This window comes from Zunongwangia profunda SM-A87 (assembly GCF_000023465.1).
GTDB classification, from domain to species: Bacteria; Bacteroidota; Bacteroidia; order Flavobacteriales; family Flavobacteriaceae; genus Zunongwangia; species Zunongwangia profunda.
Genome location: NC_014041.1, coordinates 207,480 through 230,924 on the forward strand (window position 1 = coordinate 207,480; position 23,445 = coordinate 230,924).

Consider the following 23,445-nt stretch of genomic DNA (forward strand, 5'->3'; position numbering starts at 1 on the left):
AGTATTTGGGTTAGTTTTTTGGCTTTTTATATAAGGGTACAGAGGAGCATGCTTCACCATACATAATACTTTTTACGATGGGTTGCAATTTGTTTATCAATAGCAAATAAGCATTTTTAGGGACAGGTTTGTTAGCACAACCTTTAATAATTACCGGTTTATCTGCTAGGGCTGAAAGATCCATTTGCTGAATAACCTCAGTATACAGAATGCTTTCCAAATCCTCTAAACTGCCATTTACCGTTTTTTTTGCATAAGGCTGAAGGTAGGTCGCAATAAGCATATATGCCCAGGCAGGGATTATAGCCTCTGTACTACAATATAACGCGACGTAACAGTCCTGATATTGACTCCAATCGTAATTTTTTGCTTCTTCTCTAAAAGCACTTTCGCGCAGTACAAAACCTTCTAGCAACCAGCTTGAAATATCAAAAGTCACTCTTTGACCTTTTGGATAATAATCCTCAAGATTAAAAGTGACTAGTTTACTGTTTGCTACCCGATTTATAATTTCTTCTGTAGCCATGCATGTGTTTTATAATAGTCCTAATTCTAATTTAGCGCCTTCACTCATTAAATCCTGGCTCCACGGCGGATCGAAAGTAATTTCAACTTCACAATCTTCAACTTCATCCAGTGATTTTACTTTTTCCTCAACCTCCCTTGGTAATGATTCGGCTACCGGGCAGTTTGGTGTGGTAAGGGTCATTAAGATTTTTACATCATAATCTGTACTTACCATAACATCGTAAATAAGCCCCAGTTCATATATATCTACAGGGATTTCGGGATCGTAAATAGTTTTTAAAACTTTTACGATTTTTTCTCCCAATTCCTGAGTGTCGATTTCCTGTTCCATTTTATTTTAATTGGGTTTGATATGCTATTGCATACATTTTTAGTTGTTTGATCATACTTACCAGCCCGTTGGCTCGGGTGGGGGATAAGTGTTCTTTTAATCCAATTTCATCGATAAACTGGGTATCTGCTTCCAGAATATCAGACGGATGATGCCCGGAAAAAGCTCTGATTAAAATCGCTACGATACCTTTGGTTATAATCGCATCACTATCTGCTGTGAATTCAAGCTTCTCCCCATTTAATTCGGCATGAACCCAAACTTTACTTTGGCATCCTTTAATTAGATTTTCTTCGATTTTATATTTTTCGTCGATCAACGGAAGGGATTTTCCAAGTTCGATCATATATTCATAACGCTGCATCCAATCCTCGAACATCGAAAATTCATCTATGATTTCTTCCTGTATTTCTCGTATAGACTTACTCACTTTTTTCGGTTTTTATAAGGCTAATTAAAACCTTGTTATCATTTGATAATAACTTAAGCTCTTTTTCAGAAAAACTGAACTTCTCTATTTTTGGTAACACTTTAGAGATTGTATTTTCATTATCCATTGCTCCCTGGCAAAACTTCCTGGTACTAATGGCATTAGAAAATTGAAGTTTGTTTTTGCCAATTTCGTATTCGGCAGTTATGTTATTACAATCCGTAGTAATAGCTAACCTTTTTTCTTCTGAATTAAAGTCAAATATAAGATTCCCGAGATTTTCAGTGTTATTATTCAGGGTTTTAACCGAATATTTACCTGAAATTTCAGAATTGTTTAACGTTTTTCGTTCGGTTTGGCTAATATTGGGCGTTTCTTTTGGTTGATGTTCCTGTTTACAAGCGCTTAAAAGAATGGAACTGAAAATCGCTAAAATCGCCAAAGATCTAAGTGAGCATGGTTTTAGCTTTGACAACGGCTTTGATAAATACATCTATTTCTTCTTTTGTATTATAAAACGAAAAAGAAGCGCGAACCGTACCTGGAATTTTATAAAAATCCATAATAGGTTGTGCACAATGGTGCCCGGTCCTCACTGCTATACCCAATTTGTCGAGAATAGTACCAATATCATACGGATGCATCCCGTTAATATTAAAAGAAATTACTGCTGTTTTTTCCTTTGAAACTCCGTAAATCTCCATTCCGTCGATTTCCAGAAGTTTTTTAGTAGCATAATGAAGCAATTCTTCTTCGTAAGCAGCAATTTTTTCGATACCTATGGTATTGATGTAATCTAGCGCTGCTCCAAAAGCGATACCTCCACAGATATTAGGGGTCCCGGCTTCAAATTTATGGGGAAGATCGGCATAAGTAGTTTTTTCAAAAGTTACCGTAGCGATCATTTCGCCACCGCCCTGATAGGGTGGTAATTTAGTAAGCCATTCTTCTTTTCCATAGAGCATGCCCACCCCTGTAGGACCACACATTTTATGTGCAGAAACCACGTAAAAATCGACATCTAAGGCCTGAACATCTGCTTTAATATGTGGCGCAGCCTGCGCACCATCAACTAAAACGGCAGCATCGTATTGGTGAGCTTTGTCGATTATTTTTTTAATAGGATTTACGGTACCTAAAGCATTAGAGACATGGTTCACAAATACAAGCTTTGTTTTTTCTGAAAGTAATTCTTCGAAAGCAGGATAGATTAATTCTCCTTCCTGATTCATGGGAATGACTTTTAAAACAGCTCCGGTTTTTTCAGCTAAAATTTGCCACGGTACAATATTAGAATGATGCTCCAAGGCAGAAACGATAATTTCGTCCCCTTTATGCAGTAAAGAAGCAAAACCGTTGGCTACAAGATTGATCCCATGGGTAGTCCCTGAGGTGAAAATGATTTCATGGGTCTTTTTAGCATTAAAATGCTCCTGGATTTTTTTACGTGCCTGTTCATATTTATCCGTAGCCTCCTGTGATAAAGCGTGTACACCACGATGAATATTCGCATTATAATTAGAATAATAATCTACGATAACATCGATTACCTGTTGTGGTGTTTGCGAAGTTGCAGCGTTATCAAAATAAACGAGAGGATACCCGTTTATTTCTCGTTTAAGAATAGGGAAATCCTTTCTGGTTTTTTCTACGTTATATGCTAATGCTTCAGTAGCTGTACTCATATCTTAAAGTTTTTGCTGAATAAAAAGGGCTACTTCAAAAATAGGTTTCTATAGGTTGAAACCCAGTTCAACCCCAAGTTTTTCAGCAATAAGATTATTGATTCTTTTCTTGATTTCTGGAATTTTTACACTTTCTAATACGTTGTTAGCGAAAGCATACATTAATAATCCACGAGCTTCTTTTCTGGGAATTCCTCTTGATTGTAGATAAAATAATGCTTCTTCATCTAACTGCCCGATCGTACAACCGTGACTGCAACGTACATCATCTGCAAAGATCTCTAGCTGGGGTTTGGAGTTGATAGTTGCCTTATCATCTACCAGGATGTTATTGTTAGCTTGATACGCGTTGGTTTTTTGAGCCTCTTTTTCTACAACCACTTTCCCGTTAAATACTCCAACAGATTTATCTGAGAAAATTCCTTTATAATCCTGATGGCTTTCACAGTTAGGATAGATATGGTGAACAAGTGTGTTATGATCTACATGCTGTTTCCCCTCAATAATGGTAACTCCTTTCATGGTCGAGTCGATACGCTCTCCCTTTTGATAGAAGTTAAGATTGTTTCTGGTAAGGTTCCCACCAAAAGAAAAGGTATGTACAGAACAGTTACTCTCGTCTTTTTGCTCGATAAATGTATTATCGATTAAAGAAGAAGTTTCTTTATCATTCTGGATTTTATAATAATCTACAATGGCCCGGCGATCTGCAAAAATTTCAGTAACCGAATTGGTTAACACCGGATGACTGGTTAAACTTTGGTGTTTTTCGATAATTTGAACATGAGAGTTCTCATCGACCACAATAAGGTTTCTTGGCTGAAGCAATAAAGATGATTCATTTCCTGTAGAGAAATTAATGATCTGAATAGGCTTATCTGCCATTATATTTTTATGAATATGTATATAAGCACCCTCTTTGGTAAATGCAGTATTTAGGGCATTAAGACCATTTTTTGGAGCAAGTTTGTTAAAGTAATTATCGATAACCGGTTTGAATTTGTCCTTATTTAATGCAGAAGACATTAAACAGACATCAATTTTATCGTGTGTGGTATTTGATAAATGAGATGAATAAATACCATCGATAAATACCAAATCATAGGTGTCTATATCATGAATAAGGTACTTTTTTATCTGGCTGTACTCTATCGCATTTTCTTCTTTTGGGAAAATGCTATAGTCATGTTTAAGAGTAGATTTTAGAGAAGTATATTTCCAGGCTTCCTCTTTTTTGCTAGGGAAACCAATGGTTTCAAAATCTTTTATTGCCTGACTTCTTATTTGATGAACATCATCACCTACCTGATATTGCTCGTCGAAAGCTAAAAATGATGATACTAATTTATCTTTTAATTCCATTTTCTTCTGTTTATCAGTTGTAATACAAATTCTTAGGGAGATCGAAAAACCGACCTGTTTTTATAGAATTTCGATATTAAACTGCTTTTTCTTGCTTAATCCAGTCGTAACCTCTTTCTTCTAATTCGTAAGCAAGTTCTTTTCCGCCTGTTTTAACGATTTTACCATCGATTAACACGTGTACAACATCTGGTACAATATAATTTAAAAGTCTTTGATAGTGTGTAATTACAAGAACGGCATTGTTTTCAGTTCTTAATTTATTCACCCCATTTGATACAATTCTTAGCGCATCGATATCCAAACCAGAGTCTGTTTCGTCCAAAATAGATAATTTTGGCTCTAGCATTGCCATTTGGAAAATCTCGTTTCTCTTTTTCTCTCCACCAGAAAATCCTTCGTTTAATGATCTGGATAAAAATTTACGATCGATTTCCAGTAACTCAGATTTTTCACGAATAAGCTTAAGCATTTCGTTAGCTGGCATATCGTCTAAACCATTAGCTTTACGATGTGCGTTGATTGCAGTCTTCATAAAGTTAGTTACCGATACTCCTGGAATTTCCACCGGGTATTGAAAAGAAAGAAAAATACCTTTATGAGCTCTTTCCTCTGGATCAAGTTCAGCAAGGTCTTCGTTTTCAAAAATGATTTCACCATCTGTCATTTCGTATTCTTCTCTACCTGCAATGACAGAAGATAAAGTACTTTTTCCAGATCCGTTAGGACCCATAATAGCGTGTACTTCACCCGGGTTAATCTCAAGATCGATTCCCTTTAGAATTTCTTTTCCTTCTATACTTGCGTGTAAATTCTTTATCTTAAGCATAATTATTTGGTATACATTTAGGCCAAGCCTAAACTATGTTTGTTATTCCTGTCTTTTATTTCTTATGCTATCGGTAAGGATAGCTACAATTTCTCGTAATTCTATATTTTTTTTGATACCGGTTTGTCTTGGACTTTGTTTTATTTTTCCTTTAACCTTTACCGGAACCATTTCGAAATCATCAGTTTTATAAGCTTCAACTTGTTTTCCTAAATTTCGGCTTAAGCTGTCTATTTCGACATTGTATATAAAGTCATCGCCTCTTAAAATGGCGTCTTTTTCAGTGAAAATGAATTTACCACTTACTGTGGGTACGGTATCCTGTTCAGTCTCTTCCTCTGCAGTATTATTTTCCTGCACCGCCTTTGCAGTATCATCTTTACAGGATGCAATTGTGAAAAGCACTAAAAATATAAACAGAACTTTCTTCATTTTCTACAACTTAGATCGCTTATCCTACAGAACCTTCTAATGAAATCTCTAATAGTTTTTGTGCTTCTACAGCGAACTCCATCGGCAGTTTATTTAATACTTCTTTACTAAAGCCATTAACGATTAGAGCAATTGCTTTTTCAGTGTCAATTCCTCGCTGATTACAGTAAAAAATCTGGTCTTCACCAATTTTACTGGTCGTGGCTTCGTGCTCTACCTTTGCGGTTTTGTTTTTTGCCTCGATATATGGGAAAGTGTGTGCACCGCAAGCGTTGCCCATTAAAAGGGAATCACATTGTGAAAAGTTTCTTGCATTGTCTGCACGCGGATTTATTTGTACCAAACCACGATACGAATTTTGCGATTTCCCTGCAGAGATTCCTTTAGAGATAATGGTGCTCCTGGTGTTTTTACCAAGATGAACCATTTTTGTTCCTGTATCAGCTTGCTGATAATTATTTGTTACCGCGATTGAATAAAATTCTCCAACTGAATTATCTCCTTTTAGGATACATGAAGGGTACTTCCAGGTAACTGCAGATCCTGTTTCGACCTGTGTCCAGGAGATTTTTGCATTTTTCTCGCAAAGACCTCTTTTGGTAACAAAGTTAAAAACTCCTCCTTTACCATCTTTTCCGCCTGGGAACCAGTTTTGTACGGTGCTGTATTTTATTTCAGCATCATCTAAAGCTACTAGTTCTACTACGGCAGCGTGCAACTGATTTTCGTCACGCATTGGAGCGGTACAACCTTCAAGGTAGCTCACATAGCTGCCTTCATCTGCAATGACTAAAGTTCTTTCAAATTGCCCGGTTCCTGCCTGATTAATTCTGAAATATGTAGAAAGTTCCATCGGGCAACGAACGCCTTTTGGAATATAACAGAAAGACCCATCACTAAAAACAGCCGAATTTAATGCTGCGTAGAAGTTATCCTTCTTAGGAACAACAGAGCCTATATATTTTTTAACTAATTCAGGATGTTCTTTAATAGCTTCTGAAATCGAACAGAAAATAATACCTTTTTCAGCCAGTGTCTTTTTAAAAGTAGTGGTTACAGAAACTGAATCCATGACCACATCTACGGCAACTCCAGCTAGTTTTTTCTGCTCGTCTATAGAGATGCCTAGCTTTTTAAAAGTATCCAGCAACTCGGGATCAACTTCATCTAAACTATCGTATTTAGGTTTTTTGTTAGGAGCCGAGTAGTAAGAAATATTTTGGAAATCTGGTTTTTTATAGTGCACGTTTGCCCATTCAGGCTCTTCCATTTGTTCCCATGCTCTAAAAGCTTCCAGTCTCCATTCTGTCATCCATTCCGGTTCTTCTTTCTTTTTAGAGATTGCTCTAACAATATCCTCGTTTAAACCAACAGGAAAGGTATCAGATTCTATATCTGTATAAAATCCGTACTCATATTCTTTGGTTTCGAGTTCTTTTTTTAAGTCGTCTTCAGTGTATGCCATTTCAGTATTTTATAATTCAAGGTTCAAAATTCAACGTTATTTAAATTTTGTTCCTTTAAAATCACTCTTTTGCAAATAATCTATAAAACCATTTATTTGCCTGCTCAATGAAATAACTTTGGTCTTAAAGTCTTCAAAATCATCATCATTTAAATATCCACGGTCAAATGCTCTATATAATTGTGATCTGGTTTCTCCACAAGATGCTTTTGCAATAGAAAGAAATTGAATAAATTCTCTATTTCCATTTCTTTCGAATCCTTCTGCTATATTATCCATTATGGAACCTGAGGATCCATTTAATTGATTATATAGTTTAAAATCATTTTTAAGGTTTGTATTCTTTTTCGTTTCGTAAACAATCCTACAGATTTCTCTGGCCTTTTGCCAAATTTCTAAATCTTCAAATTGTTTAATTGTTGCCAATTTTGAATATTAAACCTTTAATATTGAATTTTTAATTTTAAAGCGAAAAACTTTCACCGCATCCACAGGTTCTTTGAGCGTTTGGATTATTGAAAATAAAACCCTTGCCATTTAATCCACCAGAATATTCTAAAATAGTTCCTGCCAGATATAGAACGCTGCGTTTATCTACCACGATTTTAATATCGTTGTCTTCAAATAGTTTGTCATCATCGGCTTTGGATTTATCAAATTTTAGTTCATAAGATAAACCAGAACAGCCGCCGCTCTTCACACCAACGCGCACAAAATCCTGAAGGCTGTTAAAACCTTCTTCTTCCATTAGAGCAGAAATCTTTTTTCTTGCGTCTTCACTAACTTTTATCATAGCTTCAAAAGATCTTTTTAAATCGCGTACAAATATACATTAAAACAAGCGTTTTACCATAGCGGTAATATTTGTTTTAAAAATGTAGAAATAGACGTATTCAATTATTGTTAGATGCCTCCGTTTAACCGGATAAAAAAGGCTAAGTTGTTTTGTTTCAAAATCTTCCGGCAGACTTGTAATTTTTTGCATTTCCTCTAGTATTAGTGGGATTATATATAAAACCTTTCAGTTTATATGATAAAATTTGTTAACTGTATGTTGTTGCCATAATATTCATTTATTTTGCATAAAATTTATTTGTGATGTTTGATAATAGTGAGCCTACCAAAACAAGTTTATCTGAATTAGGAGAATTTGGGTTAATCGATCATTTAACCAAAAATTTTTCTCCTAAACATGCTTCTACCATTAAAGCTATTGGTGACGATGCTGCAGTTTTAGATTTTAAAGACAAGCAAACTCTGGTAAGTACAGATATGCTGGTAGAAGGTGTTCACTTTGATCTTGCATATATGCCACTAAAGCATTTGGGATATAAAGCGGTAATGGTTAATGCATCAGATATTTATGCGATGAATGGTAAAGCTACTCACATCACCGTTTCGATTGCTCCATCTAACCGTTTCCCGGTAGAAGCTTTAGAAGAACTATACGCCGGTATTCAATTAGCTGCTGATTTATACAATATCGACGTTGTTGGTGGGGATACTACTTCTTCAACCTCTGGCTTATTTATAAGTATTTCGGTTTTTGGTGAAGCCGAAAAAGAGGATGTTGTATATCGAAGCGGAGCGCAAGCCAATGATTTACTAGTTGTTACGGGCGATCTTGGTGCGGCATATATGGGATTGCAAGTTTTAGAACGTGAAAAACAGGTTTTTAAAGCCAACCCAAATGCACAACCAGATTTAGATCAATATACTTATTTAATCGAACGCCAGTTAAAACCTGAGGCCCGTAAAGATATCCCTCCTTTGCTAAAAGGACTGGGAGTAAAGCCAACTTCGATGATTGATATTAGCGATGGACTTTCTTCTGAAGTGATACATCTTTGTAAAAACTCGAAAACTGGAGTGAATTTATATGAAGAAAAAGTACCATTGGATCCTGCCGTCATATCGGTATGTGAAGAATTTGAACTGGACAGTACAATGATTGCTTTAAGCGGGGGTGAGGATTATGAATTACTTTTTACCATTGCACAGTCAGATTTTGATAAAATAAAAGGAAATCCAAACCTCACTGTTATTGGCCATATGACTGAAGAGAGCGCAGGTATGCATCTTATCACTCGTGCTAACCAGGCCATACCATTAGTTGCCCGTGGATGGAACTCTATGAAAAGCGAAGATTAAAAACTTAAGACGCTTTGGCGTAGTGGCGTAGACGACGATTTTTTCGTCTTCTGTGAATTTTAGCGATGTAGTTGTTCGTTTCTTTGAATTTCTTTGTTAAAGGAGCTAAAAATCCATTAGCAGTGTCTGTCATTTCCTGTCCGCAGTTGGCACATTTGTATTCGTGTACATGATCGGTAACGTTTTTGGTTACCTTTAACTTGTGGCCAAAAATACTACAGTAAACCTTAGCGAAAGAAAATTTATTGGGTGTGTCTTTCATAAAAGATTGATTTTTAAGTTTTTGACACCTTAAAATTAAAAAAGACTTGCTAAAATCCCAAAGAATAGCTAATTTTTTGTTAAAAATTATTTTTTAAGTTTTTAATTGCAAATACTGTAATATTCATGGGTTATTTTGAACAAATAGTAAGTTTGGATATAAAAAAGCCATAAGTTTTATAAGCGCGGAATCTATATTGTTGAACGATTTAGCGCTATTTTGCCCTAAATCCTTCATGATTGTACTGTTAAATTAGTCTTGACTATCCTTTTTATAGGCTTTAGTATTGATAACTTATTTTTATTTTTAGCTCTCGCAATCATATCTACATACATTTTTTGCTGTTATTAATATTTCGATTTCTAGTCGAAGAAAAAATATTTGAATGTTCGGTTAATGATTTAAATCAATATTCAGATAAAAGTCCTGAGCTTAATTTGGTTTTATAGGCTCAGGACTTCTGCTAACTAAAATTATCGTGAAATTAGTTTTGTTTTTTAGGATTATTCCTGAGCTTCTTCCAGTGCTATTTTACGAAAACGATGGTTCGATTTATCACCTATATAAAACGCCTTTTCTTCTTCGTTATAAGCAATGCCGGTAGGCTGGTCAAAACGAGCTTCCTCTCTAAGATCACCATTTACATAACCCCAGGGATCAGGGTTTATACTGGAACTCCCTCTTCCTGCAAATGTGGTCACACTACCTTCAGGAGTTAATTTTCGAATGTCATGATTGCCTTGCTCTGTAAAATAGAAATCGTATTCATCTGTTTTACCGGCTTCCACATAATCCTCATTTTTTACAAAAACCCCTTGATAAGGCTTATTAAGGCGAACACTGGATCCCACTCCATCTTGATAACCACCATCATTACTAAGTTTTCCACAGACCAGATAGGGTTGATTAAACCGTTCTTTTTCCCAATTATAATCTATACGCAGGATGTAGTGCTTATTAATAACTACGATATATGCATAGTTTCCGGTAGGATGTATAAAAATCTTATATTCCCAGCCGGGATCCTGTACTACGAACAATTGTTCATAGTCTTTATCGCCCAGGCCATCTTCAAAATATTTATTTAAATCGAACCGGAAAAATTGTCCTTTTTCATAACTATTAAAATATAATTCCCCGTTTACCGGATGCACTGAAGCACCATTACAGTTTTTATATCTGGTTAAAATTTCTCTATCCTGCCAATCTTTATCTCTGGATAACCGATACGTAGCGCGGTCATTTTCGCCTCCACGGTCTTCTGCGATAATCATATACTTCCCATCGTTGGTAAAATCAATACTCCTGGGGCGATCAAAATCAGAGCGTACTTTAACAACGGTACTATCGGCAAAATCTATTTTATAGAGACCATTATTAAAGTCAAATACCACCCATAGATGTTTGGGATTCATAGGGTCAAATTTCATAAAAGAAGGCTCCCAAAATCCACTGGCCATATCATTCTGGTTATCAGACTTGAATTTACCGTCTTTCCATGGTTCATCACCCCGATCATTTTTGTAACCAATAAGGGTAGATACGACCATCTTACGTTGATAATCAAAATTATTTGTAGCATAGGCTTTAACCTGTCTTTCCTCTTCGCCTACACGAACTTCAATGTCACCATCAAATGCTTGTTTGGGTACTAAGCAGTAAAGTGATTCGCCATTAACATTGATTACTTTGGCTTCTTTACCACCTATTAGAACAGTAACAATGCTGGGGTCTGTTCCAAAGTTTTTTCCATAAATAACGAGACGCTGTCCTGCGCCACCAGATTCAGGAGTAAATCCCAAAACTTCAACTGGTCTCGATGGATCAAATTCCTGAGATGTTATATCATCATTATCGTCGCCCTGACAACTATAAAAAACAATGGTTAAAGAGGCTAATATCAAATAGAATGGATATAACCTCGTTTTTAATATATTTAAAGACATAGTTTCTTAATTTTAAATTCAAAATTCATACTCAATAATAGAGATTAGATGCTCCATAATTTCCAGTAGCTTGTTCTTCAATTTCAATTTTTTAAAAAGATATTGACCTACCATTCTATTTGCTGATCTTCATCTGGAATCTGTGTGTTTAGCTGGCGTTCTAAAATTAGAGAGCCTGAGACTTTGTAATTGATATCTACATTAGGGACCATTGTATAATCAGAAAATGTGTAGTCGATATTATTAATTGTTAAATATCGATGTAGCAAATACGGTCGGATTTCATCCATTTGTTCTGTGATGGTATAACTTGCTGTTTTATTTACCTGAAAATTCATATCGGGATTATCAACATCAAATGTTACCCCTCCATTACCATCAAAAGTGGCAAAGATCTTATAACTACGTCGGTCCTGGCGATCTTCATCGATATTCCCTGCATAGAAAAAGATCGTGTTTTCATCTACTACGTAAGATTTTATCTCTGATTTTACAATAGGTGTTTCATTTTCGTAGCCTTCCATCACAGTTTTTAAAGCGGTACCGCTATAGGTCCCTGAGTAGTCATTAAAGGGATTGATACGTAGAAGTGCTTTCCTATAATTTTTTCTTGGATTTGGCGTGTAGGATGGGTCGTCTTCGATCGTTAAAGGCAAGACCCATTTTTCAGCCATATCGATATCCTTTAAGGCAAAATCGATATTCATTAAGGAAGTGTTTTCGCCCGCTTTGATCTCTACTTCCGAAGGAAAAGAATAATATTTACTTTTTAATTCCCGATAATAGAAGTCTTCGCGTGTTTGAAACCTTTCGTAATTGAGTGTCTCTAGTGTGTCGGGATCCAAAGCTACATGCACTGTCTTGTTCTGTGTATTTGTTTTCGATCCGCTAACAATTAAAGGTAGTTGATAGGTGGTTTTTTCCTCAGCCTTATAGCGAATATAGATATCGGTAACTCCTTCACTATTGGTTATAGGTGCTTTAAAAGATATATAGTTTTCAAATTGCTCGTCTGTCCATTCATCATTGCATGAGGAGAAAATGATAAGCAGTATAATTGGTATCAATAGTTTTGTATTCATGATCATCCTTGTTAGTCGTTATAATTCCATCCCGGGTTTTGTGTAAGACGCTTATTGCGTTTAAGTTCAGTAAGACCGATTGGCCAAAACCACATCTTATCAGAAAATGTGGTCTCTAGTGCCCATACCGCCACGGGTTGATGGAAAAGTTCCCTTTCTTCTCTATTCATAAGTATATTACACCCGTAAATTGGTAATGATTCTTCTTCGGCTGCATCCATCCATCGGCGTAAGTCGTAGTAGCGTTGGCCCTCTGCTAAAAGTTCGATGAAACGTTCTCGCTTTAACTTTTTTCTAAGTGCGTCCTTGTCGTTATAAACGCTAGTAGAGTAGTCCGGTACGCCGGCACGTATACGAATGGGGTGAATACCTTTTTGCATCTCTGAGATGCTTCGAGAAATATTATGATTTCCTCCGTTCCACGCCTCAATACTATATGATCCATCCAATTCGTTAAGTGCCTCAGCGTACATAAGTAATATATCGGCATAGCGAATCGCAGGTTCTGGCTTAAAAACAATTTTATCTTCGTTCCCTCCTTCATAAGTATCATTAGGGTGAACATACTTTTTCATTCCTATTCCTGTTCGTAACCAATAAGCATTAGAAGAATTAAATCCGTTTCCATTAGGGTTATCACGATAATAAAATACCTGTTGATTGCGATTGCGCTCCTGGGACTCATTTAATAATGGCCAGAAACTACCGTTAAAAGCTACAGAAGCATAGAAGCGAGGTTCTCTGTTTGCATATTGCAAAGAAACACCCGGCAGCAAAGGTCGAAAAAGTCCGGCTTCATAATCTTCCTGTGTGACGAAACCATCTACCCGTTGAGAGCCATTTCCGCGGCCAATTTCTAAATCTTTACCGGGCACATCGGCTCCATCATCCATATAATAGGCATCCACGAGTTTTTGAGTTAATCCGTGGGTATTCCATCCTGTAGCAGATCTTGGTAATTGATGGGCAACCATCTGCCTAATATTTTCACCTCCCTGGTTATTTCCGCGAGTAAAAATTAATTCTGGATTGCCTGAGGCCGGTAGTGTTCCGTCAAATACCTGGGCGTACGATTTTTCGGGATCTATATCTGCCCATCCCTCAGGCCATGATTTTTCTGAAAAATTATTATCGGCAGGCGGAACTATTGTCGCGTTATCACCCGTTTCCTGAACAGGTACGGTGTATAATTGGTATACACCAAGATCCATAACGTCTTTGGCCGCCGCTGCCGCTTTAGCCCATTTTTCTTCTTGATAATCTGAAGAAAGTAGCTGCCTTCCCTGATCGTCCACTAATTGTGTCGCATAGCTGGAGGTATTCCCATTAGCCAGAGGGCTGGCGGCATAAATAAGTACTTTGGCACGAGCAGCTAAGGCAGCTCCAACAGTTGGCCTGGCTGAGCCATCCTGCCCACGCACCATTCCCAGCGCTTCCATTTCCTGAGCGGCAAGTAATAATTCATTACTTATAAATTCTGCACAATCTTCGTAGGGGCTCCTTGGAATGGCCAAATCATCATAACTATCCGTATAATCCAGGCCTTCATCAGGCAAAAGTGGAATCGGACCGTATTTACGTAAAAGAAGCCAGTACAGGTAAGCTCTGGCAAACCTGGCCTGCCCTCTATAATCCTTGATTTCCTGCTCAGACATTTCTGTATTCATATAAATATTATGAATAAAAGTGGAGGCATTTCGAATTCCACGATAGGATTGAGTCCAGGTCCCCTGCTTATCATTTTCATTATATCGGCCCATTTTGAACATGTTATAAGACAGTTCGTTTTTGGAAGGGTCGTACTCACTGTCCCTATCACCATAATACATATCATCGGCAAAGTTATGGGGGGTAACTGCCTTACTGGCAACATCGGCATTTATGCCTTTTAATTCTTCATATATGTTAGCTAGCCATTCTTCGGAATAGACTTTGCTCTGAAATACTTTTTCTTCGGTTAACCGATCTTTAAAATATCTACTGGAATCTAAATAGTCATCACTGCAAGAGAGGATGAACCCTGAGATAAATAGAATTAAGAGTGTTTTATAGAATATATTTTTATTCATTTCTTTTTTAGTTTATAGGTTAAGACTAATTCCGAAGGTGAGTGATTTAGCAGGAGGGTAATCCTCGCCTCTGGGGGTCGCTAATTCCGGATCCCATAATTTAAATTTTGACCAGGTCACTAAATTGGTTCCTACTACATATAATCGGATATTTTGAACACGTACCCTGCTGGTTATACTTTTAGGTAGGTTATAGCCAACATCCAGAGTTTTAAGGCGTAGGTATCTTCCATCCCTTAGCCAAAAGGTGGATTCCCTAAAGTTATTTGGATTTTCACCATAGCTTAAACGGGGATAAGAGGCATTTGGATCTTCTGTAGCGGGATCTCCAGAAATATCGGCATCTATCCATCGGTTATTCCCCATAACCCCTTTCATGACCTGTCCCCATTCTCCTTCGCTAAATGCATATACGGTTTTTCCGTAGGTAGAAAAGGTTGATTTTCCGGCACCCTGAAAATGAACCCCCAGGCCAAATCCCCGCCAATTAACAGATGCTCCTAAACCATAGATTAAGTTAGGCCGTCTGGTGGCGCCTATAGCCACACGATCGCCATCATCAATAATCCCATCGCCATTAACATCTTTATATTTAATATCTCCGGGTTGATAGGTGCCAAAAGTTTGCGTAGGACTATTTCGTATATCATCATAATCCTCAAAAAGGCCAAGGGCAATTAATCCTCTGGACTGGCCTACGCGAAACCCTTCCTGATTTTGATAGGGATAAACATTATTTTCTTCATCTCTTTCTACAATTTCGTTTTTACTGTAGGTGATATTGCTTCTGGCACTAAGTGTTACTTCGCCAATTTGTCTTGTATATTGAAAACGACCGTCAAAGCCGCGTGATCTAACGATACCTACATTCGCCCTTGGGATACTTTCCAATCCAACCATGGCAGGTAAATAATTTCTTTCCATATAAATACCCGTACGTTTTTCGTTGAAGAAATCTAGATTTGCTGTGATGGCTTTGGTCTCTATATCAAAACCCAAATTTTGTTTTGTTGCGACTTCCCAGGTAACATTAGATGAAGCCACCTGAGAGTAGATTATCCCGCCAAAATACCTGTCAGATCCATAATCTGACCAGCGATAACCGCCAGTAGCTTCGCCATCATCAGTAAAGAGTTCTGAAATGGTATATAAATAGGGAAAGCGTTCTCCGTTCATTAATTGATCGTTTCCTGCTTTCCCATAAGAATACCTGATTTTAAATAGTTTCAGCCAGCTTAGGTGCTCTTTAAAGAACTGCTCTCCGGCGATATTCCAGGCCCCTGAAATCGCGGGAAAGAAACCATATTGTTTGCCTGGGGCAAAGTTTTCTGAACCGGTATATCCAAAATTGAAATTAATGAAATACTTACTTTTCCAGTTATAAAGTACTCGCCCTGCCAGAGCTTGATTTCTTCTGGAGATACCATTTTTTATATCACCACCTAAGTCAACCGTTTGTACAAAGGCATCCCGGGTTAGTCGTATGGCGCCGCCTATATCATGATTTCCGAAACTTCGGTCATAATTGATCATAAGATCATAAAATTCTAAACGGTTTCCTGATGAGGTACTGGATTGAAATAACTCGCTTGGATCTGATATATGCGTAAAAACCAGGTCTCCATTTGCATCACGTGCACGATCAGCTCTCCACTGCTCAGGCCATTTACGGCGTTGAATGTTATTTGAGTTTTCGATGTCATATCCCACGATACCCCTCATACGAAGACCTTCGGTAATAAAACCAAAGTCCTGCTCTATGGTTACGTTAGTTTGTACTTTATTGACCCAATTTTCGTTAAATCCGGTTTGGGTTGCCATTACCCAGGGATTGGTTTGATTTCCAGTCCCAATAGCAGGAACATAACCATTGGAATAAATTATTGGTGTGCGGATTGGTGAGTAGCCAAAGAGGGAACCCCAAAAGTCAACATCACCCAGACCGGGGCTGTTTCTTTTGCTAAGAGAACCAGCAACCCCTACTTTGGCAATAGTGGTCTTACTGATGTCAAAGTCTGCATTTAGACGATAGTTCCAACGTTTGTAATTAGCATTGGTATTATAATCATCTTTTAAGGATTCATCAATTTCATACATGCCACCTTCATTTATATAACTGCCTGAAACATAATACCTGGAGGTTTCCCCGCCACCACTCATGTTTAAATTGGCGCGGTACGTCATGGCTCCATCTCTTAGTAGCTCATCTTTCCAGTCTACGTTGGGATATAAATCAGGATCTAATCCCAATCGTAAAATTTCTAATTCTTCCGGTTGATAAATTGGGCCTTCGTTACGGGTGATACGTGCCTCATTCAAGAGATTGGCATAAGAGACCCCATCTTCAAAATCTGGTGTAATCGTTCGGGTATTGTATATAAATTCATCTTTGAAGTTAATATTTATTTTGCCGGCGCTCCCACGTTTTGTGGTAATCAATATTACTCCGTTGGCACCTCTGGAACCATACATGGCAGTTTCGGCGGCATCCTTTAAAACAGAAATGGATTTAATATCTTCTATATTTAGTTCGTTTAAATCCCGTTCTATATTATCTACCAAAACAAGAGGATTGGTGCCGCCGCCAAAAGTAGATATCCCTCGAATCCAGAATTCAGATATATTTCTACCGGGTTGTCCAGATTGCATCATTCCCATAATACCCGCTACATTTCCTGCCAGTGCGTTAGAGATGCTTGAGGTAGGGTTTTGCTTCATGTCTTCTACATCTACTGTAGATACCGCACCGGTAAGGGATATCTTTTTTTGCTTACCAAAACCTACGATAACTACTTCGTCTAAACTATCAGTATCCTCTTCCAGTACAATTTCGAAGTTTGTTTGATCATTAACCGGAATCTCTTTCGTTGCATAGCCTACATACGAAATCACCAGTATCGCATTTTTATTGGTTATGCTAATGGAGAAATCACCATTAAAATCGGTTACAACACCATTCATGGTCCCCTTTTCTATAATACTGGCCCCTGGTAATGGAAGCTTATCATTGGCCGTAATAACACGACCTTTTATTTCTAATTGTTGGGAGACTGTTTGTGAATCACTCCTGCTCCTGGAGTTTCTGTCACTCTTTTTAATGGTGATTGTATGGTCAGGGTTTTTTCTTATAAAAACATCAGCATTTTTACTAATACGATTTAGCAATGAGTCAATATTAATATCTCCTTTTTTTAGTTGAATTTCAGGCGTATTTTCGAAAAGACTTTTAGCGTAAATGAACGTATAATCTGTTTGTGCTCTAATAATATGAAAAACATCATCTATGCTGGCCTTCTGATCTTTTGAAATGACGATATTTTCCTGAGAGAAAGATGTCTTTGGTGAAAACCCGAATACTGTGGTACAGAGTAATAATAGGAATGTTTTCATAAGTAAGAGCAGCAGTTTCCGGTATCGGAAATGCGAGTTGAGTAATTTAATTTTCATAAATTTGTTAGGTATTTGTTAGTTATAATTATCTAATATTTATGTATGGGAGAGACGAAGTTGAGTGCATCGCCAAATGTTTGACTTCGTTCTCTTTCTTCTATTATTCTATTTCTATTTCACTGTTTTTGATTTTATAGTTTTTTATTATTCCTGAATTTTTTAACTGTAGCAGAATGCTTTCTATTTCCTGATCTTTACTTAGGATGCCTATAAATTGTTCGTTTTTTGTTTGCTCATTAGAAAAAATAAATTTCACATCATACCATCTTGATAATACTTTCATGATGTCGCCAAGCGGTTTGTTGTCGAAACTAAAAATTCCATCTTTCCACGAGATTTCATTGTAAATATCAATCGTTTTCGTAAGGATAACTTTGTTTTTCAAATTATATATGGCCTGCTGTCCAGGAGACAGGATCTTCTCGTGATCTTCGTATTTGAATGATATTTTTCCTTCTACCAGGGTGGTAAATATTTGTTGTTCTTCGTTATATGCTTTGATATTAAACTGGGTACCTAATACCTGAATTTCCTTTCCTTTATTGTAGACCCTAAAATCGGCTCCATTGTTTTTAGAAGATGACGAAACATCAAAATAAGCTTCTCCATACACGAGTTCAACCTTTCGTGATTCTCCTTTTTTAAATTTCTCTGGATATTTTAAACGGCTATCTGAATTAAGCCAAACTTTAGTTCCGTCTGATAGTTTGATCATAAATTTCCCTCCTCTGGGAACAGTTAAATAATGATAATTTGTGGTATTAGAGCTATGTTTATCATGGTCAAAATATTCAAGTGTACTTCCGTTACTACCAAACTTTTCAGATGTATATACTTCTTGCTCTCCTAATTGTATTTTAGATCCGTCACCAAGGGTTAAAATGGCTTTGTCTGTGCCTGCTTTTATCTCTTCTTTAGCAGATTGGGATAGCTCGTTTGTAAATAAATTTTCTTTAAATGTATATCCTCCAATCAGGCTTAGTATGGTGACTATAGCCGCCGCATACTTTATAAAATAGTGGCGCTTTTTTTTGTAGTCTAAGGTTTTACGCTTTTTGATGGACGATAATAACCGGTGTACCGCACGATCTGTATTTGGTTCGTAAATGTTATACTGGATAGCATAATAATCCTCGATAAAAGTTTGTAACTGTTTTTGATTTGAAGGTTTTTCTACCCATTTAGACAGCATCGTTAGCTCATCGGCAGAAGCGGTGCCGGTGATATATCTAATTATGGCTTTTTCAATAGTTTTGGTCATCATCTAAAAGGGTATTTGTAATAAATACAATTGAATTTTATAAAACCCTTGTTTAATTTTAAAATTTATTTAGCATTTATTAAATTTAAGTCAGTTTTTTTGACTATTATAGAATTTATGTATAAGGATAATCATGATCTTATAGAACGCCTGAAAAACGGTGAAGATTCGGCATATTCGTATTTATTACAATTATACCATAGGCAATTATTTGTGTACGTGGTGACATTAACAAGGGATCGTGATTTGGCGGAAGATATCATTCAGAATGTATTTCTGAAACTCTGGGAGTATAGAAGTCGGCTTAACCCAGATTATTCAATTAAAAATTTTCTGTATAGAAGCAGTTATAATGAGTTTGTCAATAATTATAATAAAAATAAAGGAATTACTTACTTTGATAAAGTGTTTTTAGAGAACGCAGAGCAGGTTGCAATGAATAGTGATTTCGAGCTTCTTGAAAGAAAAATGGAAATTGTTTTTGAAGGAGTTTCATTATTACCGGATAAATGCGCAGAAGTTTTTATACTAAGTAAAAGGGAAGGGCTCACTAATATTGAAATTGCTGATTATCTCAATATTTCTTTAAAAACAGTAGAAGGACATTTAACCAAGGCCTATTCAATTTTAAGAGAACGATTAGGTACTAAAATAGAAAGTTTTCTACTCTTGTTATTCCGATGATAGTTAGGTAATGATCTACTTTAGACAAGGATTACCTTATAATTCCCCGTTGTTATGCCTTTGATTTAAGGAAATGCATTAGCTGATCCCTATTTTCGATAAAAGACAAGTGTCCATCGGGAAATTCTATGATTTCAGCATTCGTTTTTTTGGCGATTTGTAAAGTATCTGCTACATCCAGTACCGGGTCCTGCATGCCAACAACAATAAATTTTTCTCCTTTAAATTCTTTAAATATTTCAGTGCTATCCATTCTGTTTTTCATACCTAATGTGGCAGCAATAATACCTTCTAACGACATTTTTTGTGCTTCATTTTTAAGAATCTCGATTTCAGACTTAAATTTTTTGTTGTTTTCAGAAGTTAAGAGATTGGAAATGGCCATACTCACAAAAGCCGATTTATTTTTTGATACTAAACCGGCAACACGTTCCCTGTTTTCTTTTTTCTCTGGAGTATCTTCAGCCGGAGTAGAATTGATAAGACTAATTTTGGGTATTTTTTCAGGGTATTTTTTTAAAAGAGCCATGATGACATAACCGCCCATAGAATGACCGGCAAAATTCGCTTTTTCGATTTCCAAATAATTAAGAACCTCAATTACGCTATCAGCCATATCTTCCATAGAATGAATAGGTGCAATATTTCCTGTTTCTCCATGTCCCAAAAGATCGATTGTAATTACCTGGCGTTCTTTCGAAAGTAATTCCAAATAGTCTCTCCAAATTTCCTTGCTTTCTAAAAATCCATGTAAAAGCACTAATGGTTCATTTTTTCCCTTTGTTATAAACTTTATTTGTGTATTTTTATACGGTATTTTCATAAGCATTACATTATAAAAGGCCGCAAAATTGAATTAATTTTCAAATTCTGTGGCCTTTTTGTAATTTTTAAGAGTTCATAATCTCCTCAATCTCATCTGCTTCAATAGGAATATTACGCATTAGATTAAAAGGTTCCCCTTTTTCCTGAATTACCACATCATCTTCTAATCGAATCCCAAATCCTTCGTCTGGTAGATAAATTCCCGGTTCAACTGTAAAAACCTGATTGGCTTTCATCGGTTCAGTAAGGATACCGTAATCATGCGTGTCTAGACCAATATTATGAGCGGTGCCGTGCATAAAGTATTTCTTATAGGCCGGCCAGTCGGGATTTTCATTTTGTACATCGGCTTTATCTAGCAAACCAAGATTCAGTAGTTCTGAAGTCATTAGTTTCCCAACTTCCTTATGAAATTCATCCCACATCGTACCAGGGATCAACCATTTTGTAGCTTCGGTTTTAACTTTATTAACAGCGTTATAAATTTGCTTCTGTCTATCGGTAAATCTTCCTGAAACCGGGATCGATCTGGTCATGTCGCTAGAATAGTTGGCATACTCGGCACCCGTATCTAATAGAATAAGGTCGCCAGCTTTACATTGCTGATTATTTTCAGTGTAATGTAGAACGTTGGCATTATTTCCGCTCGCGATAATTGGAGTGTATGCAAAACCTTTAGAGCGGTTTCTTATCATTTCGTGCCAGTATTCTGCTTCAATTTCGTATTCCCATACGCCAGGTTTCGTGAATTTAAGCGCTCTTCTAAAAGCTTTCTCGGTAATATCGCAGGCTTGCTGCATTAAATCCAGCTCTATGGGATCTTTAACAGCACGTAACCTTTGTAAGATAGGATTGCTTTTGGCAACCTGATGCGCCGGGTATTTTTCTTTACACCACTTTATAAAGCGATCGTCACGGGTTTCTGTCTGGATGCTTCCCTGAACACGATAATGCTCATTTTTATTAAAATAAATAGTCTCAGACTGTGCCATAACTTCAAAAAAGATTTTCTCGAAATCCTGTAGCCAGTAGACCGTTTTGATACCGCTTACTTCAAAAGCTTTTTCTTTGGTAAGTTTTTCGCCTTCCCAAACAGCTATATGCGGATTGGTTTCGGTTAAGAAAAGTATTTCCCGGTGTTCTGGTTTTGGAGCATCCGGGAATAAAACTAAAATTGCTTCCTCCTGATCCACTCCGCTTAGATAGAATAAATCTCGATTTTGCTGAAAAGGCATGGTGCTATCGGCCCCAATCGGGAACACGTCATTAGCATTAAAAACAGCTAATCCCCCGGGAACCATGCGTTCCATAAAGTTTTTTCGGTTTTTAATAAAAAGTTTGCGGTCTATTTGATCGTATTTCATAACTGTAATTTCAAAATTATCCCCCAAAGCTAAAAAACAGCGATTAGAATGCCTGTTAATCCAAGGCTAATATTTCTTTTTTTCAAGTGCCTAAAGCAGTTTCTGTTCCTGTTTTCGAGTTCATTAAAATTTGTATTTATGATGTGGATAATATTCTTCTTCGATTTATGTAAACTGGATAAAATATAAAAGGAATCCGTTTTATGGATTCCTTTTATATAAAAACATTTAAAAATGCTTAAGCTTTCATTCCGCCATCGATTACAAATGTTTGGCCGTTGGCATAAGAGGCTTTATCAGAAAATAGGAAGCAAACCATATGCGATATATCTTCAGGTGTGGCGTATCTTCCTAGCGGAATGGTAGCTTCGTAAGCTTTTTTTACATCGTCTCCATGTCCTGGATTTACGCCATCTTCGAGAGAACGCATCATACGATTATCTACAGAGCCGGGATTTACGCAGTTTACACGCACATTTCTTTTTCCCAATTCTAAAGCGGCAGTTCGCATGATTCCTATAACCGCATGTTTAGATGTGATGTAGGAAACCATTTTAGGAGAGCCTTGTAAACCAGCTACTGAAGATGTAATTACGATACTACCGCCATCTTCAATTTTCGGGATTACATGCTTCATTCCTAAGTAAGTGCCTTTTACATTAACCTCCATCACTTTATCAAAAATGTCATCTGGGTACTCCTCTAAAGGTGCCACTTTACCTTCTATACCGGCGTTATTAAAGAAATAATCAATTTTACCATAACGCTCAATACAAGTTTCTACATAATTTTTTACATCCTCTGGTTTACTTACATCGGCGACAACGTAAGAAATATTTAAATTCTCTTTTTTTGCGGCCGATTCTTTTTCTTTTAAAGATTCTTCATCGATATCAACTAATAATACATTCGCACCTTTTTTTGCTAATTCTAATGCGGTAGTATAACCAATGCTTCCGGAACCGCCCGTGATTATTGCAGTTTTATCTTTGAAATTACTCATAATATTGAATTTTACCCTAAAATTACGATTATTGCTTCATTTTGAATCTTAAATAAATATTATAAATGTGTTATTAATTCTTGCACTTTTAGAATAAGCTTGAGATGCGGGATATAAGGAATTTTACTGCTGAAAAAAAATCACTATATTTATACTTCGGAATTTTTATTATTTAATCATATTTCAATTAATTAGTTGATAATTGTAATCGAAATAGGTATTGTGACTTTTTTAATGAAATGATTAATCGATATTTGTTTCAACTTTAATACTTAAAATTTTAAAA

22 protein-coding genes are annotated in these 23,445 nt (G+C 36.6%); 2 read left to right on the forward strand and 20 right to left on the reverse strand.

All coding sequences use genetic code 11. The features are described from left to right. Positions 1-10: 10 nt before the first annotated feature. From ZPR_RS01010 to ZPR_RS01060, 11 genes are all read right to left on the reverse strand, one after another. A complete protein-coding gene (locus ZPR_RS01010; RefSeq protein WP_013069721.1) occupies positions 11-526 on the reverse strand; it encodes a DUF2480 family protein in 516 nt (171 codons plus the stop codon). A gap of 9 nt (positions 527-535) precedes the next feature. Continuing rightward, entirely contained in the window at positions 536-859 is a 324-nt protein-coding gene (locus ZPR_RS01015) for a DUF59 domain-containing protein (protein ID WP_013069722.1), read from the reverse strand. A 1-nt stretch (position 860) separates the two neighbouring features. Continuing rightward, positions 861-1,238 carry a SufE family protein gene (locus tag ZPR_RS01020; RefSeq protein WP_049771508.1) on the reverse strand — a complete coding sequence of 126 codons (378 nt, stop codon included), beginning with the start codon at positions 1,236-1,238 and terminating at the stop codon, positions 861-863. 43 nt (positions 1,239-1,281) lie between these two features. Next, entirely contained in the window at positions 1,282-1,782 is a 501-nt protein-coding gene (locus tag ZPR_RS01025) for an META domain-containing protein (protein ID WP_083759708.1), read from the reverse strand. Further along, positions 1,736-2,974, reverse strand: coding sequence for an aminotransferase class V-fold PLP-dependent enzyme (locus tag ZPR_RS01030; RefSeq protein WP_013069725.1), 1,239 nt, complete (start codon positions 2,972-2,974; stop codon positions 1,736-1,738). Before ZPR_RS01030 ends, ZPR_RS01025 begins: the two co-directional genes overlap by 47 nt. Positions 2,975-3,022: 48 nt before the next feature. Further along, the gene (gene sufD / locus ZPR_RS01035) at positions 3,023-4,336 is read right to left on the reverse strand and encodes a Fe-S cluster assembly protein SufD (protein ID WP_013069726.1); all 1,314 of its coding nucleotides are present in this window, start codon (positions 4,334-4,336) and stop codon (positions 3,023-3,025) included. A gap of 76 nt (positions 4,337-4,412) precedes the next feature. After that, entirely contained in the window at positions 4,413-5,165 is a 753-nt protein-coding gene (gene sufC / locus ZPR_RS01040) for a Fe-S cluster assembly ATPase SufC (protein ID WP_013069727.1), read from the reverse strand. Positions 5,166-5,207: 42 nt separating this feature from the next. Continuing rightward, a complete protein-coding gene (locus tag ZPR_RS01045) occupies positions 5,208-5,597 on the reverse strand; it encodes a hypothetical protein (RefSeq protein ID WP_013069728.1) in 390 nt (129 codons plus the stop codon). A 19-nt stretch (positions 5,598-5,616) separates the two neighbouring features. Further along, positions 5,617-7,062: a Fe-S cluster assembly protein SufB gene (sufB, locus tag ZPR_RS01050; RefSeq protein WP_013069729.1), complete on the reverse strand. Its 1,446-nt coding sequence runs from the start codon at positions 7,060-7,062 to the stop codon at positions 5,617-5,619. A gap of 36 nt (positions 7,063-7,098) precedes the next feature. After that, positions 7,099-7,488 (reverse strand): four helix bundle protein, encoded by a 390-nt coding sequence (locus tag ZPR_RS01055; RefSeq protein ID WP_013069730.1) that lies wholly within the window; start codon positions 7,486-7,488, stop codon positions 7,099-7,101. A gap of 37 nt (positions 7,489-7,525) precedes the next feature. Then, on the reverse strand, positions 7,526-7,855 hold the full coding sequence (locus tag ZPR_RS01060) for a HesB/IscA family protein (RefSeq protein ID WP_013069731.1): 330 nt from the start codon (positions 7,853-7,855) through the stop codon (positions 7,526-7,528). A gap of 305 nt (positions 7,856-8,160) precedes the next feature. Between ZPR_RS01060 and thiL the strand changes: the two genes are divergently transcribed. Beyond that, complete coding sequence (gene thiL, locus ZPR_RS01065; protein ID WP_013069732.1) at positions 8,161-9,213, forward strand: thiamine-phosphate kinase; 1,053 nt, start codon at positions 8,161-8,163, stop codon at positions 9,211-9,213. Between the two features lie 4 nt (positions 9,214-9,217). Here thiL and ZPR_RS01070 read toward each other — a convergent pair whose 3' ends face one another. From ZPR_RS01070 to ZPR_RS01095, 6 genes are all read right to left on the reverse strand, one after another. Then, complete coding sequence (locus ZPR_RS01070; protein WP_041578479.1) at positions 9,218-9,475, reverse strand: hypothetical protein; 258 nt, start codon at positions 9,473-9,475, stop codon at positions 9,218-9,220. A gap of 503 nt (positions 9,476-9,978) precedes the next feature. After that, positions 9,979-11,421, reverse strand: a complete 1,443-nt coding sequence (locus tag ZPR_RS01075; RefSeq protein ID WP_049771402.1) for an IPT/TIG domain-containing protein — start codon at positions 11,419-11,421, stop codon at positions 9,979-9,981. Positions 11,422-11,528: 107 nt separating this feature from the next. Next, positions 11,529-12,503, reverse strand: a complete 975-nt coding sequence (locus ZPR_RS01080; RefSeq protein ID WP_013069735.1) for a DUF4973 domain-containing protein — start codon at positions 12,501-12,503, stop codon at positions 11,529-11,531. 11 nt (positions 12,504-12,514) lie between these two features. Then, the gene (locus ZPR_RS01085; protein ID WP_013069736.1) at positions 12,515-14,572 is read right to left on the reverse strand and encodes a RagB/SusD family nutrient uptake outer membrane protein; all 2,058 of its coding nucleotides are present in this window, start codon (positions 14,570-14,572) and stop codon (positions 12,515-12,517) included. Positions 14,573-14,584: 12 nt separating this feature from the next. Then, on the reverse strand, positions 14,585-17,962 hold the full coding sequence (locus ZPR_RS01090; protein ID WP_013069737.1) for a SusC/RagA family TonB-linked outer membrane protein: 3,378 nt from the start codon (positions 17,960-17,962) through the stop codon (positions 14,585-14,587). Between the two features lie 160 nt (positions 17,963-18,122). Then, positions 18,123-19,286 (reverse strand): FecR family protein, encoded by a 1,164-nt coding sequence (locus tag ZPR_RS01095; RefSeq protein WP_013069738.1) that lies wholly within the window; start codon positions 19,284-19,286, stop codon positions 18,123-18,125. A 96-nt stretch (positions 19,287-19,382) separates the two neighbouring features. On the opposite strand from ZPR_RS01095, the gene ZPR_RS01100 reads away from it, so the two are divergent. Further along, positions 19,383-19,967, forward strand: a complete 585-nt coding sequence (locus ZPR_RS01100; RefSeq protein ID WP_148211640.1) for an RNA polymerase sigma factor — start codon at positions 19,383-19,385, stop codon at positions 19,965-19,967. A gap of 52 nt (positions 19,968-20,019) precedes the next feature. Here ZPR_RS01100 and ZPR_RS01105 read toward each other — a convergent pair whose 3' ends face one another. From ZPR_RS01105 to ZPR_RS01115, 3 genes are all read right to left on the reverse strand, one after another. Next, positions 20,020-20,790, reverse strand: coding sequence for an alpha/beta fold hydrolase (locus ZPR_RS01105; RefSeq protein ID WP_041578483.1), 771 nt, complete (start codon positions 20,788-20,790; stop codon positions 20,020-20,022). A gap of 67 nt (positions 20,791-20,857) precedes the next feature. Further along, entirely contained in the window at positions 20,858-22,156 is a 1,299-nt protein-coding gene (locus ZPR_RS01110) for an aminopeptidase P family protein (RefSeq protein WP_041579433.1), read from the reverse strand. Positions 22,157-22,394: 238 nt separating this feature from the next. Then, on the reverse strand, positions 22,395-23,159 hold the full coding sequence (locus ZPR_RS01115; protein ID WP_013069742.1) for an SDR family NAD(P)-dependent oxidoreductase: 765 nt from the start codon (positions 23,157-23,159) through the stop codon (positions 22,395-22,397). Positions 23,160-23,445 lie beyond the last annotated feature (286 nt).

What these genes read in the sequence shown, in the direction of transcription:
- ZPR_RS01010 (WP_013069721.1), bottom strand. Translation starts at nt 526, where the DNA reads ATGGCTACAGAAGAAATTATAAATCGGGTAGCAAACAGTAAACTAGTC.
- ZPR_RS01015 (WP_013069722.1), bottom strand. Translation starts at nt 859, where the DNA reads ATGGAACAGGAAATCGACACTCAGGAATTGGGAGAAAAAATCGTAAAA.
- ZPR_RS01020 (WP_049771508.1), bottom strand. Translation starts at nt 1,238, where the DNA reads ATGTTCGAGGATTGGATGCAGCGTTATGAATATATGATCGAACTTGGA.
- ZPR_RS01025 (WP_083759708.1), bottom strand. Translation starts at nt 1,782, where the DNA reads ATGTATTTATCAAAGCCGTTGTCAAAGCTAAAACCATGCTCACTTAGA.
- ZPR_RS01030 (WP_013069725.1), bottom strand. Translation starts at nt 2,974, where the DNA reads ATGAGTACAGCTACTGAAGCATTAGCATATAACGTAGAAAAAACCAGA.
- sufD (WP_013069726.1), bottom strand. Translation starts at nt 4,336, where the DNA reads ATGGAATTAAAAGATAAATTAGTATCATCATTTTTAGCTTTCGACGAG.
- sufC (WP_013069727.1), bottom strand. Translation starts at nt 5,165, where the DNA reads ATGCTTAAGATAAAGAATTTACACGCAAGTATAGAAGGAAAAGAAATT.
- ZPR_RS01045 (WP_013069728.1), bottom strand. Translation starts at nt 5,597, where the DNA reads ATGAAGAAAGTTCTGTTTATATTTTTAGTGCTTTTCACAATTGCATCC.
- sufB (WP_013069729.1), bottom strand. Translation starts at nt 7,062, where the DNA reads ATGGCATACACTGAAGACGACTTAAAAAAAGAACTCGAAACCAAAGAA.
- ZPR_RS01060 (WP_013069731.1), bottom strand. Translation starts at nt 7,855, where the DNA reads ATGATAAAAGTTAGTGAAGACGCAAGAAAAAAGATTTCTGCTCTAATG.
- thiL (WP_013069732.1), top strand. Translation starts at nt 8,161, where the DNA reads ATGTTTGATAATAGTGAGCCTACCAAAACAAGTTTATCTGAATTAGGA.
- ZPR_RS01070 (WP_041578479.1), bottom strand. Translation starts at nt 9,475, where the DNA reads ATGAAAGACACACCCAATAAATTTTCTTTCGCTAAGGTTTACTGTAGT.
- ZPR_RS01075 (WP_049771402.1), bottom strand. Translation starts at nt 11,421, where the DNA reads ATGTCTTTAAATATATTAAAAACGAGGTTATATCCATTCTATTTGATA.
- ZPR_RS01080 (WP_013069735.1), bottom strand. Translation starts at nt 12,503, where the DNA reads ATGAATACAAAACTATTGATACCAATTATACTGCTTATCATTTTCTCC.
- ZPR_RS01085 (WP_013069736.1), bottom strand. Translation starts at nt 14,572, where the DNA reads ATGAATAAAAATATATTCTATAAAACACTCTTAATTCTATTTATCTCA.
- ZPR_RS01090 (WP_013069737.1), bottom strand. Translation starts at nt 17,962, where the DNA reads ATGAAAACATTCCTATTATTACTCTGTACCACAGTATTCGGGTTTTCA.
- ZPR_RS01095 (WP_013069738.1), bottom strand. Translation starts at nt 19,286, where the DNA reads ATGATGACCAAAACTATTGAAAAAGCCATAATTAGATATATCACCGGC.
- ZPR_RS01105 (WP_041578483.1), bottom strand. Translation starts at nt 20,790, where the DNA reads ATGAAAATACCGTATAAAAATACACAAATAAAGTTTATAACAAAGGGA.
- ZPR_RS01110 (WP_041579433.1), bottom strand. Translation starts at nt 22,156, where the DNA reads ATGAAATACGATCAAATAGACCGCAAACTTTTTATTAAAAACCGAAAA.
- ZPR_RS01115 (WP_013069742.1), bottom strand. Translation starts at nt 23,159, where the DNA reads ATGAGTAATTTCAAAGATAAAACTGCAATAATCACGGGCGGTTCCGGA.